At 53.5% G+C, this 14,286-nt stretch carries 13 protein-coding genes; 7 read left to right on the top strand and 6 right to left on the bottom strand.

All coding sequences use genetic code 11. The annotated features are described in order from the left end of the window. Nucleotides 1-4: 4 nt before the first annotated feature. The 3 genes from HW115_RS09425 to HW115_RS09415 form a co-directional block, all read right to left on the bottom strand. Nucleotides 5-379, bottom strand: coding sequence for an ArsR/SmtB family transcription factor (locus HW115_RS09425; protein ID WP_178932368.1), 375 nt, complete (start codon nt 377-379; stop codon nt 5-7). A 630-nt stretch (nt 380-1,009) separates the two neighbouring features. Then, a complete protein-coding gene (locus tag HW115_RS09420; protein WP_178932367.1) occupies nt 1,010-3,343 on the bottom strand; it encodes a tetratricopeptide repeat protein in 2,334 nt (777 codons plus the stop codon). Nucleotides 3,344-3,356: 13 nt separating this feature from the next. Next, nucleotides 3,357-4,211 (bottom strand): CPBP family intramembrane glutamic endopeptidase, encoded by an 855-nt coding sequence (locus HW115_RS09415; protein WP_178932366.1) that lies wholly within the window; start codon nt 4,209-4,211, stop codon nt 3,357-3,359. 61 nt (nt 4,212-4,272) lie between these two features. On the opposite strand from HW115_RS09415, the gene HW115_RS09410 reads away from it, so the two are divergent. The 4 genes from HW115_RS09410 to HW115_RS09395 all read left to right on the top strand — a co-directional run bounded on the left by HW115_RS09410 (nt 4,273) and on the right by HW115_RS09395 (nt 6,612). Then, on the top strand, nt 4,273-5,016 hold the full coding sequence (locus HW115_RS09410) for a uracil-DNA glycosylase family protein (RefSeq protein WP_178932365.1): 744 nt from the start codon (nt 4,273-4,275) through the stop codon (nt 5,014-5,016). Between the two features lie 177 nt (nt 5,017-5,193). Continuing rightward, on the top strand, nt 5,194-5,976 hold the full coding sequence (locus tag HW115_RS09405; protein WP_178932364.1) for a metallophosphoesterase family protein: 783 nt from the start codon (nt 5,194-5,196) through the stop codon (nt 5,974-5,976). 18 nt (nt 5,977-5,994) lie between these two features. Then, on the top strand, nt 5,995-6,267 hold the full coding sequence (locus tag HW115_RS09400; protein ID WP_178932363.1) for a hypothetical protein: 273 nt from the start codon (nt 5,995-5,997) through the stop codon (nt 6,265-6,267). 18 nt (nt 6,268-6,285) lie between these two features. Then, complete coding sequence (locus tag HW115_RS09395) at nt 6,286-6,612, top strand: hypothetical protein (RefSeq protein WP_178932362.1); 327 nt, start codon at nt 6,286-6,288, stop codon at nt 6,610-6,612. A gap of 8 nt (nt 6,613-6,620) precedes the next feature. Here the strand turns inward: HW115_RS09395 and HW115_RS09390 are convergent, their stop codons facing one another. After that, the gene (locus HW115_RS09390; protein WP_227021395.1) at nt 6,621-7,493 is read right to left on the bottom strand and encodes an esterase/lipase family protein; all 873 of its coding nucleotides are present in this window, start codon (nt 7,491-7,493) and stop codon (nt 6,621-6,623) included. 415 nt (nt 7,494-7,908) lie between these two features. Further along, entirely contained in the window at nt 7,909-8,787 is an 879-nt protein-coding gene (locus HW115_RS09385) for a GH25 family lysozyme (protein WP_178932361.1), read from the bottom strand. Nucleotides 8,788-8,949: 162 nt separating this feature from the next. On the opposite strand from HW115_RS09385, the gene HW115_RS09380 reads away from it, so the two are divergent. Further along, entirely contained in the window at nt 8,950-10,182 is a 1,233-nt protein-coding gene (locus HW115_RS09380; protein WP_178932360.1) for a M28 family peptidase, read from the top strand. Between the two features lie 175 nt (nt 10,183-10,357). Here the strand turns inward: HW115_RS09380 and HW115_RS09375 are convergent, their stop codons facing one another. Continuing rightward, nucleotides 10,358-11,230: a hypothetical protein gene (locus HW115_RS09375; protein WP_178932359.1), complete on the bottom strand. Its 873-nt coding sequence runs from the start codon at nt 11,228-11,230 to the stop codon at nt 10,358-10,360. A gap of 192 nt (nt 11,231-11,422) precedes the next feature. On the opposite strand from HW115_RS09375, the gene HW115_RS09370 reads away from it, so the two are divergent. Together HW115_RS09370 and HW115_RS09365 are read left to right on the top strand one after the other, a co-directional pair. After that, nucleotides 11,423-12,751 carry a hypothetical protein gene (locus HW115_RS09370; RefSeq protein WP_178932358.1) on the top strand — a complete coding sequence of 443 codons (1,329 nt, stop codon included), beginning with the start codon at nt 11,423-11,425 and terminating at the stop codon, nt 12,749-12,751. A 38-nt stretch (nt 12,752-12,789) separates the two neighbouring features. Then, nucleotides 12,790-14,283 (top strand): sensor histidine kinase, encoded by a 1,494-nt coding sequence (locus HW115_RS09365; protein ID WP_178932357.1) that lies wholly within the window; start codon nt 12,790-12,792, stop codon nt 14,281-14,283. Nucleotides 14,284-14,286: the final 3 nt, after the last annotated feature.

Here is a 14,286-nt window from a genome sequence, read left to right as displayed (position 1 = left end):
GGGTTTATGCCGGGCAGCACACTTCGCCGCGTTGCCTTCTGCAGAGATCTTCAGGTGTCATCGCCATGATGAGCTTGAGCGTTTCGGTATCGCTGTGCCATGTCTCGGAGCTTGAGAGGCTCTGATTCAGCCACTGGAAGAGTGAGGCCGAGCCCTTAGGTCGGCTGAGGCTGAAATAAACCCAGCGGCCGTCTTTGCGGCTGCTGGCCAGCCCGGCATCCTGAAGAATAGCGAGGTGTCGCGAGGTGGTTGCGCCGCTGACTTGCAGTAGCTCAGTGATTTGGCAGGCGCAGAGTTCCTGGTATCGACTCAAGGCTGCGACAACCCTCAAGCGGTTGCCGTCGGCCAGTGCCTTGATGAGTTTGAGTTCGTCATGCATGATGAATTCAATGTTTACTCATTTAGCTAAATGTCAAATTATAAAGTTTGGCGGGATCAACAGGGAGAATCCACTAGAGACTAACAGCCTGCGGCGCTGACAAGATTTACGTGATGGAAGAGGATTTGCAGGATTTTTTTAGAAGGTAGCGATCGGTTTTGGGCAAACCTTGATCTTTGAAAATTAAACATCCTGTAAAACCAAGTAGTAAAACAGACGGGACGATCGCCGAGATGAATGAGTTCTTTGGTAAGGCGCGACGAAGGAATGGTGCGGGCACCATGACTAAGGAGAAACACCTCCAAAGGAGTCATTCATCCGGAACTCTCATGGATCACGCAGTGCTTTTCCAAATACCTCAACAACGATCAATCGTCTCGTCTGTTTTGCGGAGTGGTATAGCACCTTGAAAAAATTCTGACAATCCTGTCAGCGCTGCAGGCATGACCGAGATAGTCTCCCTAATGTAGGAGCCCTGAGGGAATCAGGTGTTCCGTTTGAAGGCTGGGTTTTCTGCGGGCGCGGGGAGGAGAGGATGAGGGGGATGATGATCCCTCTTCGCAAGATTCAGTCGATGGCAGGAGATTCGTCGCCCTGCCATCTTTACTCTTGGGGGTGTCCTTTGGAGCTCTATTTTGCTTGTGGGTTGCCGATTTGTTGCAGGAGTTGCAGCGCCGGGCGGTAATTGCGGTCGATGCCGAGCACCGTGCGGCAGGCTTCGAAGGCTTCCATTTTTTCACCTTTACGCATGTGGATGGTGGCTCGTGCGTAGGGGTAGTCAGGGGACTGTGGGTGGATGCGTTCGGCCTTGCGGATCGAGGCGATGGCTTCGTCAAGTTTGTCTTGGCCGGCGTAGAGCAGTCCGAGGTTGTAGTGGGCTCGGTCGTGATTCGGGTCGGCGGCGACGGTTTGCTTGAGTAGTTCCTCGGTTTTGTCGGTTTGTTTGAGCTCGGCGTAGGTCAGGGCCATGAGGTAGAGGTAGCGGCCGTTGTTTGGATCGAGTTTCAATGCCAGACCGAGCTGTTCCAAGGCCTCCTTTGGTTTGCCGAGTTGGCCGAGCAGGATGGCGTAGGCTTCACGTCCGGCAGCGGAGGTTTGGTCCAAGGCGATGGCTTTTTCCATCCATTCCTTGGCTTCTTCAAGTTTTTCTCCCTGGCTGGCAAGTTCTGCGAGGCGCATGGCTCCGATTGGTTGGTCGGCTCCAAAGAACAGGGATTCCCTGAGTTCTTTGAGGACTTCGGAGCGCTGGGACAGGCGGGTGCGCATGGCCCAGGCTGCGGCCATGCGGACTTCCTTGACCGGGTCCTTGAGCATGGGTTCGAGCCATGGGTCGTTGCCGAGACTGAATTCCATGATGTGGCAGGCGGCGGCACGCACCATCGAATCCTTGTTGTGGACGCCCTCGCGGCCGAGTCGTTGCACCCGGGCGTCGGTGGCCCAGGGGCGCATGGCTTCGAGCAGGGTGGCAAGCCACATCGGGTTTTCTTCATTGGCGTAGGCTTTGAGCATGGGGTCGATGGCGTTGGCTTGGCCTTCGAAGGCTGCGGCGAGGGCGCGGGTGCGGGCGCGTTGCCGTTTGCGTTCCGGGGTGTGCATTTTCTCGCCATACCAATCGTTGACCCACTTGATGGACCAATCGACATCCTGGTCGGTGTGGCACTTGTTGCAGGCGTTGGGGGTGCCATTTTCCTTGGTGAGTTGGGGGTCCGGGACGTGGAACCCGTGGTCACGGCGGGGGTCGCGTCCCATGTAGGTGGTTTCCGTCATATGGCAATCGACACAGGCGTGACCGGAGCCGACGTCGTTGTGTTTGCCGACGCCGAAGTGCTTACTGTGGGCCACTGGGTCGATCACCATGGCGCCATCGAGGCGGCCGTTGGTTCCCGCGGCGTGGCAACTCATGCAGAGGGTGTTGTTCTCAAGCGGGTACTTGAGTCGGGTGCTGTGGACGTCGTGGCAGTCGATGCAGCGCACACCTTTGTGGCCCATGTTGCTCATGCGCAGGGAGGCCCAGACGTAGTCTTCGTCTTTGATTTGGCCGTCCGGGTAGTAGAGTCGAGGGGTGCTGGGAAGCTGGAGTTGGTAGTGGTCGCCGTATTTGGCGCCGATATGGAAGGTGTCGTTGAACTCGCCGCGGCGGGAGTGGCAGGTGGCGCAGTTGTCGAAGACGAGGTCGGGGTGGTTTTTGGCGATGTCACGGTCGCGTTTGATATCGATCAGGCAGCCGTTGTCCGGGTTGGGTTTTTCCATCAAATGGCCGTGGCACTGGGTGCAGCCGACGCCCATTTCGGTCCAGTGGGAGTCATAGGTATCGGTTTTGTTGTCGTAGTTTTTGCGGAAATCGGTCATGTGGCACCAGGCGCATTGGGTGTTCCAGGTCATGCCCCGGCCGGTCCAGTGTCCCCAGTCGGCGGATGTCCGGTCGTCGCCGCTGATGACATCGAACCATTCTTTGTTGTGGGGGTCCCATCCTGCGGTGGGGGTTTGCCAGCGGCCGCCGCTATCGGCGGTGAGATACTGGATCAGCGGGGTGATGCCGATGATCATGCCTGGGGTGTAGTCTTTACCATCGGTGTGCATGGTAAGTTTGCCTTCCTTATTGGTGAATTTCCACTCGGCGGTGGCGTCCTTGAAGGATTTGTCGGAGAAGGCTTCACCGTCGAGCTTGAGGTCGACGTGGCGGTTGGCCTGGCCGTGGTCGGATTGTTGCCATTTGGCGTGGATCTCTTCATGGCAGCCTTGGCATTTTTGGGAGATGGCATTCTGATCGGGCAGGCTGTGGATGCTGGCGAACAGGGCGTCATGTTCCTTTGGGTGGATGGGGCGATGCTGGCTGGTGGCTGCCTTGGTATCCTCCGGAGGGGAGGCATCGCTGCCGCTTTCTTTTTTTCCACAGCTACAGAGGGTGAGTGTGCAGAGGGCGATGGCGGCGGGGAGGCCGTAGTGAGTGAAGGATCGGAACATGGGCTTCGTGGATCTATTGGTGGTGGTGTTGAATTTCCTGAATGATCAGGGTACACGCGTTAAACAGAGCATGGATCGAGATCGGAGCCCAGAGCGAGCCGGTGATTTCGTAGGCGATAGTAAGGAGAATGGCAAGGAATGCAAGAGGGAGAAGCCCGGGAATAAAATTGTGGACGACGGAAAAAAAGACGGCTGAGAGCAAGGTGGCAAAAATGCGGGAGGTGTAGCGTTTGGTGACGGTGTAGACGTAGCCCCGGAAAACGACTTCTTCGACCACAGGGGCGATGACCACCACGCTGACGATGAAGAGGGCCCGGATGATGATTTCGTCTGATTCCTGATAGAGTTGGATGGTTTGCTGGGGCTCGAAGGGTTGGCCGAACAACCACTCCAGCCAGGATTCGAATCCGGTGGCTGAGAGGCCAATCATAAAGAGGTAGCTGATCAGGACGGCTGCGGGTGCCATGTAGAGGAGGCGGTAGGCTTTTGCCATCCGGAGCCCGAAATAGGATCCGAGCGGGATATGGCGGGATGCCAGCAGGATGATGGCGAGTGCCGCGGGAAACAGCTGGATCAGCATGCCCGTGATCAGGATGGCCGGAGTGATTTGTTTTGCCTGGGCAGCCGGGTCAGCGTCTGCCGCCTGGGCGGCTGGAAGCTGTTGTGCCAGCATGGTGCTGGCAAAGTAAAAAATGAGCACGGCGATTCCAAGCAGGTCAACGTGATCAAGCCGGGTAGGACCTTTTTCGTTGCTTGGGGTGCTGAAGGGAGGGCTATGCCATTTGCGGTAGCCGAGGATGCCAGCGATGAGCAGTCCAACGTAGAGCAAGAAGGTGGTATTGAGAACAGACGTTGGGTCGAGAGGCATAAGCTGCGGCAGTTTCGAGTTTCGGCTTTGATCTTTCAAGCATGTAATGTCAGATAGTGGCATGTCAGATGAGGTGCAAGCTGTGATGGATGCCGCGTGGGAGTTGAATGAAGTGCTTCGGCCGCTCCGTTTTTCGGAGCCGGTTAGCCATGTGTATTTACCGACGGATTACGCCTGGGACAGGCACTGTGACTACTTGCGTCGTTATGCCGGGGGAAAAAAGCGGGTGTTGTTTCTTGGGATGAACCCGGGCCCATGGGGGATGTCCCAGACCGGGGTGCCTTTCGGGGAAATTCCGGCGGTTCGGGATTGGTTGGGGATTGATGGCCCGGTGGATAAGCCGGAGCACGAGCACCCGAAGCGGCCGGTAGATGGCTTTGATTGTACTCGTTCGGAGGTGAGTGGGCGCAGGTTGTGGGGGTTGTTTGCGGAAACGTATCCGTCGGCAGAGGCATTTTTTGCGGAGCATTTTGTTGCGAACTATTGTCCGTTGGTATGGATGGCGGAAACAGGACGCAATATCACACCGGATAAACTGCCCAAGGCGGAGATGCAGACTGTGGAGCAGGCTTGCCAGCAGCACTTGGCACGATTGATCGAGTTGATGCAACCCCGCTACTTGATCGGCGTGGGCGCTTACGCTGAAAAAAAACTGGCCGAAACCATGGCTCTTCATGATCCAGGTTCAGAAGAAACCGAGTATCATATTGGAAAAATCCTGCATCCGTCACCCGCTTCTCCTGCGGCGAACCGGGGTTGGGCACCCCAGGCTGAAAAACAACTCCAAGCGATGGGCGTGTGGTAGTTCGGAGCACTTTGGAGGGTGATTACAATTCTAACCAGCTTATTGCGTTCTCTGCCCGCTAAAAACTGTAATTTTATCAACTTTATCCTTCCAAGTCGGCGGTCTGTGTTGATAGGATGACATAAGCATACGCTTCTAGCCGATGTCTGAGCGTGTTTGCTGTGGGTATTCTTAACGATGAAATATGGCATAATATCAGATGTTCATGCAAATCTGGAGGCACTGAATAGTGTCTTGGAGGATGCTGAAAAGCGGGGAGTGAAGCGATTTATTTGTCTGGGGGATGTTGTTGGATACAACGCGAATCCGGGGGAATGCATTGATGTCATCCGTGAATTGGGCTGCACCGTGCTGAAGGGCAACCATGATGCTTACACCTGTGGGGTGGATATCCCGCCGGAGGTGAACGGACGGGCCAGGGAGTCACTGGAGTGGACCCGGGCCAACATTCGGCCGGATCAGAAGGAGTGGTTGGAAAATTTACCGATGCAGCGGCGGGTAGGTCCTTTTGAGATTGTGCATGCCAGTTTGCACGAGCCGGAGGCGTGGAATTATGTTTTGAATGCGATCGAAGCGATTTTGCATTTTCATTTTCAGGAGACGTCGGTGTGTTTCTTTGGGCACACTCATCGGCAGATGTATTTTACGACCGAGGAGCGTAAAACGTTCTCGGATTACGAAAAGTTTACCTTGAAGCCTGATTTCCAGTATCTGGTGAATGTTGGTTCGGTGGGACAACCCCGTGGTGACGGGAAACTGGCCGAATATGTGATTTATGACACCGATGAGCAATCGGTGGAACCGTGCAAGGTGGAATATGATGTTGCGACGACATGCCGCAAGATCCGTGAGGCGGGCTTGCCGGAGCACAATGCCTTGCGCCTGGAAAAGTCCGCGATGGAAGCCGCGGCTGCCCTGAAACCCTCGGAGTTGGGGATGGAACCGGTTGCAAACAGCTAAAACATTCAAAAAAGAATCATGAGTGATGATCTGAACGAGGGCGTGGACCCGATAGCCGAGCAGCAGGCGTTTCTCGCTGCCAATGCGGAGTATTTCGCCCAGGCAATGTCACCTTTAAATGAGTTGTTCCGTAATTCGGGGACGATGAATATCGTGAGCGAAGAGCAGGAATACACTGTGGTGGTGGGAATCAAGGAGGTGGACGAGGAAGGGGCCGCGGATGTGGATTGTGCCACTCTCGAGCCTAATCAGCAAAGTCTGAGGGATTGCCTCAACGCATTGTTTATTTAATCAGAAACATTTCAGGATATGGGACAGGTCAGAGACACAGCGCAGAAGTTGTATGAGAGTAATTCGCTTTTAGGATTTGCCATTACTTCGCTCGAGGGTGAAATGGTTCACAATGAATCGTTTTTTAGCGATGAAGCCGCCGGGCAGGTGATCGCCACCATGGTGGGATGCGTGGAGCAGCTCGCAGCCTCAGGGCGCACGGTGAAGCGCCTCAGTGTGGAGATGGATGATGTGATTGTGATCTACACCCATATCACTGACCGCGACCGCCACGGGATGTTCATTTTGAGCCGATCCTGCCCATTGGACGCTGCCGCTGATGCGATTGCAGAGCTTGCCGCCTAGGGTGTGGGTTAAGGCGTATCCTTGGCTTTGGCGAATGATCCGTGACGTAGGAAGCGCAGGCTGAGGTCGATGGCGTCCGATCGTTTCATGATCATCGGGTGGGTGCAGTGAATGACGATGTGGTCACGCATGCCTTCTAACTTGGTATGTTTGATGGAGACCTTGCCGTCATCGGATCCCGGAATCATCCAGCTGTTGATCGGGTTGATACTACGGTCGCCAGCAATGATCCCGACGGGGTAAGTGACGCCGCCGAGGGCATTGGGTGGACTGTTATCCGCGGTGCCAAGCTGCTTTCCGGCCGGGCCGTTGACCAGGGCAAAGGCTTTCCAGTGTCCGATGGTATCCACAACTTCGCTGCCCTGGTTGGGAGGCGCGAGCATCACGACCTTGCCAAGCTCGGCGAGTTTGTGGTGGTGTAGGTAGTCACGGACCAGAATACCGCCGAGTGAGTGGGTGACGAAATGAATCTTTGTAGCGCCCTTGGTTTGGCAAGCTTTGACCGCAGGGGAGAGGTGTTGCTCGCTCAACGCATGGATGGTTTTTTTGCGGGATGGGTAATCGAGGATGGTCGTATGGTAGCCGGCTTTTTGCAGAGCCTCGGCCATGGATTGCATACAGCTTGCGCTTCGGGCCATACCGTGGATCAGGATGACATGTTCTTGTGGTGATGCTGCCCGTTGGTCGTCACTGGCGTGTGCGGACGTGTGGTAAGGCGCGATGAACAGAGCCGTGAGGCTCAGAAACAAGGGCAGCAGGATAATACCACTCCGCAAAACAGACGAGACGATTGATCGTTGTTGAGGTATTTGGAAAAGCACTGCGTGATCCATGAGAGTTCCGGATGAATGACTCCTTTGGCTTTGTTTCTCCTTAGTCATGGTGCCCGCACCATTCCTTCGTCGCGCCTTGCCAAAGAACTTATTCATCTCGGCTATCATCCCGTCTGTTTTACTACTTGGTATAATACCACTCCGCAAAACAGACGAGACGATTGATCGTTGTTGAGGTGTTTGGAAAAGCACTGCGTGATCCATGAGAGTTCCGGATGAATGACTCCTTTGGCTTTGTTTCTCCTTAGTCATGGTGCTCGCACCATTCCTTCGTCGCGCCTTGCCAAAGAACTTATTCATCTCGGCTATCGTCCCGTCTGTTTTACTACTTGGTATAAAACGAAATCGGAAGCTGAGGCAGTGACGGAGAAAGCGGAACATGCAAGCATGCTAGATGGACTTGGTAGACTTTGTCCCATTGATCCTTTCAATGGTTCTATCATTTTTCGATATGGTGCCGTTATTACCATGCCCAGGAATGGCGGTTCCAGAAACTGTAAAAGGACGACACGCTGCCATTGAAACCATTGCGTTCGGTAGGTTGGCTTAAATCACCGAAGTACTTGGGTGATTTCCAGCTGCCTCCACGGTAGTTGTAGGGTTGGGAGCGGCCGTTTTTCCACCAGACTCCACCGTACTGCCACATCACCCAATCGTTCCAGACTCCGGAGGCATTGGCCAGGCGTTGCGGGGTTTCGAGTCCGGGGTTTTCATTGGAGTAGAGGGCAAGCCAGTATGGATGCTTGCGAAGGAAGCGTTTTTGTTGGGGGCTGGCAGCATTGAGGGTTCGGCGGATGGAGCTGCTGTTTTCCAGATAGACGACCGGGGTGACGCCGGTGAGCTCTTTAATCCGCTTGAGGTAGGCTACGATTTGCCATGCTTTGCAGTCGGTGTGGATGTCGGCCGCTAACAGGACTTTTTTAGTTTGGAGCCCCCGGCTGCTTTTGATGTGCCGCAGGCGGGCGATGTATTTTTCGGCCAGGGCGGTTGGATTGCTGTCCGGCAGGAGGTAGTAGTAGGTTCCGAGCAGCATCCCCTGTCGCTCGGCGCCAACGAGGAAGTCCGCACATTTGGTGTCGAGGTGAGGGCCTTTGCCGCAGCGGGCAATCAGACCGAGGGATCCATTTTTTTTCAATGCCGCTTGATTGAGCGGGGTATAGGAACTGCCGCTTCGTTGCCGCTCTTTTGGGTCGTATTCGGAGACGTTGATGACTTTGGGTGCTGCTGAGTAACTGACTTTACCATATTCTTGGGAGCAGGAGGCAAGAAACAGAAGACCGAAAGCGGAAAGAAGGGCCAGGGAGAAACGTTGGAGCTTGGGGGAGGTCATAAGGTGAGACATATCACAAGGCTCAGGATCAGGGCAAGGAGGGAATGAGATTCCCGCTCGACATCCGGGCGGGACAGAGATTAAGTGGACGGCACAGACAAGGGCTCCATGTTGGGGCGCTTGATCTATGCCTTGCCATGAGCTTGGCAAGGAATTCACAGATTTGATGTTACGATGACGAGCAAAACCAAAAAGAAGAGCCCGGCGATCTGGGAGAAGTCGATGCCCAAGCAGCAATTTGAATGGATGCGGGACGTTTTGGCCGCACCGAGCCCGATTGGTTTGGAGGCTGCGATGTCTTACGGCGTGTTGAAACCTGAATTTGAATCATTTATGCCGAAGTCTTGGGCGGTGCATCAGTTCAAGGGGAATGCCGGGCTGGTCGTCGACACCCACCCAGGAGAGGATGAGCGCGTATCGGTCATGGTGATTGGTCACGCGGATAAAATCCGGATGCAGGTTCGCAAGATTGATGATGACGGTAAGATTTGGGTGAATACCGATTCCTTTCTTCCCTGTACCTTGGTTGGCCATGAGGTGAAGTTGTTCTGCCAGAACCCGAAAAAGCCATCACAGTACCGGGTGATCGAAGGGGGGACGATTGAGGCGATTGGAGCAATCCATTTTTCTGAACCCGGACAGAGGTCGGGCGACAAGGGACTGAAACCGGAGTCGATTTACCTCGAATTGCAAATGCACGGGAAGAAGCGGAAGGAGCAAATCGAAAAACTCGGGATCCGGGCCGGTGACCCGATTCTGCTGGACCGTCCGATTCGGAAGGGCTTTGCTGACGACACCTTTTATGGTGCCTATCTCGACAATGGGCTGGGGTGTTTTGTCGTCGCTGAGATTGCCCGTATTCTGGCGAAGTCGCCACTGAAAAATATCCGTGTGCTGTACACGATTGCCACTCACGAGGAGATTGGGCGTTTTGGTGCGACGGCGATTGCGGGTGAGTTTAAGCCGGACATTTTGATTGGGTCCGACGTAAACCACGATTACGATGCGGCACCTGGCATTGGAGCAAAACGGATGAATAAACTGACGATGGGTGAGGGCTTCTCGATTACCAAGGGTTCGATCACCAGTGAGTATCTGCACAATATCATCGAGACCGTGTGTCAGAAGGAAGGTATTCCCTATCAGATGGATTTCGCCGGCCGTGACACCGGAACCGATGCGATGGCTGCGGCATTGGCCGGGTTTGATTGTGCTGCCACATCGATTGGTTTCCCGATCCGGAATATGCATACGATTTCCGAGACCGGCCATACCCGTGATGTGTTATCCGCGATTCATGGTATGGTCGCCCTGTTCCGCCACCTGGACAAAATGAACCGTGGCAAGGGGGTGCGTGTTGATGACCTCAAGGGTGGTCACCCGCGTCTCGATGAGGCGAAGGGTTAGACGGCTTGGATACATCTTGCTAGGGATGATGAATTCCCTAGGTCTGTCGACAGATTGGGAAATCGGTCCTACTTTGCATGTGATGGTAGGACAGGATTGTATCCTGTCGGCCTGCCGTGGAATGATCAGGCTATGAGATCCGCGCTCCCAAGCTTGCCGATCTGTGATGATCGTATCAGCGGGCTGTGTTGGGAGCTGTATTTGGAGTGACCGTTTTGGTGACGATGTAGGTGACCGGGGATTTCACGACGGAAGAGGTGCCCGACTGCCTGACCGTGGTGGTGAGGGTGCCGGACATGGTGAGTTTTTTATCCAGCATGGTGCCGAGAGCGACGTAGAGGGTTCCGCTGAGGTTGGCGATGGCACTGGATGTGCGGAACTTGGTTCCCTCTTCCTTGCGGGCCTGCGATTTGATGGTGAATGGCAGCACGGCAGTACGTTCACCATCGATCATTTCGATGGATTTGAACGTCATCTTGGCATCGATGAGGGCTGGGCCCATATCGCGTTCGATGAAGTTGCGGATGAATTCGGGTTCGATGAACCAGGTTTGGCCAATCTTGACCGGAATGTCTTGGAACCATCGGCGGTTTTCATAGGATTCAAGCTCGACGAGGTCGATCGCCTGTTGATTGGTTGCCGATTTCCCTTTGAGAAACAGTCGCCAGCGCTGGGTATCGTCACGTAAACCATGAATGATTTGCCCGACCAGCCCCGATGATTGGGTGCTTGCATCCGACTTGCTTCCCAGGTTCATTTCGCGGTACGTCTGGTCGAGCAGGACGACATATTGTAGTTTGGCGGTTGGGCCGGTTCCGATGATTTTACGTTCCCAGGCGCGCTGGCGTTTGATACTCGAGCTTCCCTTTTGAGCTTTGCCCCCGTTCATCACGGTGATCTGCGCACCGGAGGCATCGGAGTTGGCGCGGATGGTGACGGTTTGGTTCGGGGTTTGTTGGTGGGGCTTGAACAAGATACTTTGGCCATAGCAACAGGGGGAAATGGCGAGAACGGCGGTCAAAACCGTGGCAGGGGCGATGTATTTCATATCACGAGTCTTTAGCAGGCGTGGTTGAAGCGGACAAGGTGAAAGTGGGTCTCTGGCACGGGGCGCGTGTTGCGAAAGGCTTTCTATTTTTTTTGGCAGAACCCTTGATTGGATAAATGTCTGTTTTTTTTTACATAGTGGAGCTAGGATTTTGACACACTGTGGACCAGTTTGTGGCAGATTCCAATCGTTATGAAGATTAAACAATCCAATATACTATGGGCTATCGGCCTTGGCATCGCAGGTTTGACGCTGAACGCTTGGTCGCAGGAAAACCCCTTTATCAAGGATACGACCAAACCAGTGATACAGGGGGATCAACGAGAGAATCTACTGATTCTCATTGAGCATATTCTCGTGCCAAATGCCTTGCTTGATCAGTGGGAGCAAGACCATAAGAAGGAAACCATCTCGAGAGCCATCGCTGGGCAATGGTTGAAGGATGGGAAGGCTCGATTGGTTCATAGCTCACTACAGACATCGTTAGGTCGTGAAAGAGTGAGTAACCGCTCACTGAAGGAGTTGATTTTTCCAACTGAATTTACCCAAATGGGGGAGGGCGCATGGCCAAGGCCTCATGATTTTGAAAGTCGTGGTGCTGGATATAGCGAGGATGTGGTCTTAAGCATCAATAAAAAGGGGAAGGTTGTCATTCAATCTGTATTGGAGTGCTCATCATCAAAGAGTAGTGGCCGCCCATTCGATGCCTTGGTGGATAAAACAAGAAAGGCGGATGACTTGTTGATTCCAGATTTTAGTGTGGACCGAATGGATGTGTGCTGTGAGTCGCCATTGAATGAAAGTTTATTGGTTGGACGTCTCAGGCTGGGCCATGAAAGTGAGCGGACCCGCTTGATTTTTGTGAAAACCGACGTTGTTCAAGATGGGCCCCTCAAGCAGAAGCCATCATCTAAAAAGGAGGCGATTCGCTTGGATTGTAAAGTGGTGAAGGTTTCCCATAAGGCATGGAGCGAGCAATTCTCGAGGAAGGGTCTCAATCACATGAGGCAACAAAGTTGGGAGTGGGCGCAGGCTGGAGTTTTGTCTGGGAAAGCTTCGGTTGTTTTTGATGGTTCCTCGGTGATGCGTTTGAAGGAAATAGTTCGAATTGAGGACGTGAAAGAGGTGGTTTATGCGACCAAGTATGTGCCACGTGAGTTAGAGGGTAAAGCGATCGCGGCGCGAACGCTTGAATCGGCATTGGCGCCTGCAGACTTTGAAACCAAGAAGTGCGGTCATACCTTGGAGTTTATGATTTCCGGTATTGAAAATGACATGTTGGATGTGGCATGCGCTCTGGATTTGGTCAGTCATCATGGAGATACCGTTTCTCACCGAGTGAAGGATGGAGAACACTGGGTGCCGGATGTGACGATGCCTCAGTTTTTATCGACGCGTTTGATGACGCGCTTTAGGATTGGATTCGGTCAGTATTCATTGGTCAGCGTGATGGGTGGGTTCAATGAGGACGGTCGTCTGAATGACATGGAACGACTTCTTGTGTTTGTCAAAGTGCAGTGATTGCGAGTGTTCCATCAACAGAAAGGCATGGCCACCGCTTGAAATTAGGTGTGGTCATGCTGGCTTGTTTATGCGTTGGAGCTGCATTTTTTATTTCGAGGACGGTCGAGATACGCAAGGTGGCCTCTGAGGATGAATGGCTGCCCGTACAGAACCGGGTGCTGGCGGATTCACTGGATTCCATGGAACAGCTTTGGCGACACGCTGTGGAAAATGCCGCAAGGCATGAGCTGAAAATCAAGGTGTTGAGGCGTAGTGAATACGCAAAGAGAGTCGTGGGCGTGAGGCAAGTCAGCTACTTTGATGGAAGTCGAGTGGAGCATAAAGTCATTGAATCTCCGGTGCCGGAACGGCAAGACTTTGCTCTAACGCTTGAGGAGGTCAATCAACTTTGGCCAGAGGGAGCTGTTGGAGAAGGTGAGACCGGGCAATGGATGAATCGGCCGGGGGAGCCATTGCGCTACCTTGCTAGATTGAGTGAGCACAAGGTTGTGGTTTTTCTCTTAAGTCCGGCAGCGGCACACAAAGTGGTTGAAGCTGAGTTGAACAAGCTGTTGAAGCCCTTGCCTGATCATGTCCCGGCTGGAGCGTATGTCGAGTTGCGTGATCAAGCCGGAGAGCTTCTTTTTTCGAGTGGGAGGGATGCTTTCTCTGATGCACCAGCGGACGAGCTCGTCCGGCATTACTCTATTTTTGGTGAGTGGAGCATGCGTTATTGGGCTCCGCGTGAAAAGAGTGTAGATTACAATGCTATGATTTTGATGAGTGGGAGTGTGGTGGCTTTGATTATTCTTTTTGGAGGATTCTGGATGATTCAAGAACAGGAGAAAGCAATCAAGTTGGCAGAAGCGAGGGTGAGCTTTGTCAATGCTGTGTCGCATGAGCTCAGAACGCCATTAACAAACATCCTGCTTACCGTCGATGTGGTGCAAGACAAGATTGAAAACGTAAAACTCAAATCGAGAATGGATCTGATACGCGAGGAAAGTCACAGGCTGGGCCGCTTGGTGGATAATGTGCTTGATTTCGCTCGAATTGAGCAAGGACAGATGACGGTCGAGAAGCGGGATGGTGTCGATCTCGCTTCTTTATTGGCCTCTTGTGTGCAGCAGTTTCAGCCTGCCTATAATCGAAAGCAGATAGAGATGCTCGTGGATGTTCCTGATCACAAAGTGATCAGGACAGATCCTGATTTGCTTGTGCAGATCGTTCTCAATTTGTTGTCCAATATTGATAAGTATGCAGGTAATGTTGCCTCTGCCAGCATCAGGGTCAGATATCATCCTGAGAATGTGGTCATCGTGGTCCGTGATGACGGGCCGGGTATCCCCTTGGCGGATCGATCTAGGATCTTCAGGGCCTTCGAGCGAATGGATGAACGTGTAGCCGCAGGGGTGACTGGCACAGGGCTGGGGCTTGCCATCAGCCGTGAATTGGCCCGCCAGCTGGGAGGTGATCTGGTGATGATACATGATTCTGAAGATGAGCAATCCGGGGCGGCATTTCAGTTGAGCATTTCAATCGTAGACTAGAGG

It is taken from the genome of Oceaniferula marina, from assembly GCF_013391475.1.
Taxonomy (GTDB): domain Bacteria; phylum Verrucomicrobiota; class Verrucomicrobiia; order Verrucomicrobiales; family Akkermansiaceae; genus Oceaniferula; species Oceaniferula marina.
This window is presented reverse-complemented; position numbering and strand designations above follow the sequence as displayed.

Bases quoted from the DNA above. Each gene is read 5' to 3' on its own strand.
- HW115_RS09385 (WP_178932361.1), bottom strand. From the start codon at position 8,787: ATGTCTCACCTTATGACCTCCCCCAAGCTCCAACGTTTCTCCCTGGCC.
- HW115_RS09400 (WP_178932363.1), top strand. From the start codon at position 5,995: ATGAGTGATGATCTGAACGAGGGCGTGGACCCGATAGCCGAGCAGCAG.
- HW115_RS09390 (WP_227021395.1), bottom strand. From the start codon at position 7,493: ATGACTAAGGAGAAACAAAGCCAAAGGAGTCATTCATCCGGAACTCTC.
- HW115_RS09415 (WP_178932366.1), bottom strand. From the start codon at position 4,211: ATGCCTCTCGACCCAACGTCTGTTCTCAATACCACCTTCTTGCTCTAC.
- HW115_RS09380 (WP_178932360.1), top strand. From the start codon at position 8,950: ATGACGAGCAAAACCAAAAAGAAGAGCCCGGCGATCTGGGAGAAGTCG.
- HW115_RS09405 (WP_178932364.1), top strand. From the start codon at position 5,194: ATGAAATATGGCATAATATCAGATGTTCATGCAAATCTGGAGGCACTG.
- HW115_RS09395 (WP_178932362.1), top strand. From the start codon at position 6,286: ATGGGACAGGTCAGAGACACAGCGCAGAAGTTGTATGAGAGTAATTCG.
- HW115_RS09375 (WP_178932359.1), bottom strand. From the start codon at position 11,230: ATGAAATACATCGCCCCTGCCACGGTTTTGACCGCCGTTCTCGCCATT.
- HW115_RS09410 (WP_178932365.1), top strand. From the start codon at position 4,273: ATGTCAGATGAGGTGCAAGCTGTGATGGATGCCGCGTGGGAGTTGAAT.
- HW115_RS09420 (WP_178932367.1), bottom strand. From the start codon at position 3,343: ATGTTCCGATCCTTCACTCACTACGGCCTCCCCGCCGCCATCGCCCTC.
- HW115_RS09370 (WP_178932358.1), top strand. From the start codon at position 11,423: ATGAAGATTAAACAATCCAATATACTATGGGCTATCGGCCTTGGCATC.
- HW115_RS09425 (WP_178932368.1), bottom strand. From the start codon at position 379: ATGCATGACGAACTCAAACTCATCAAGGCACTGGCCGACGGCAACCGC.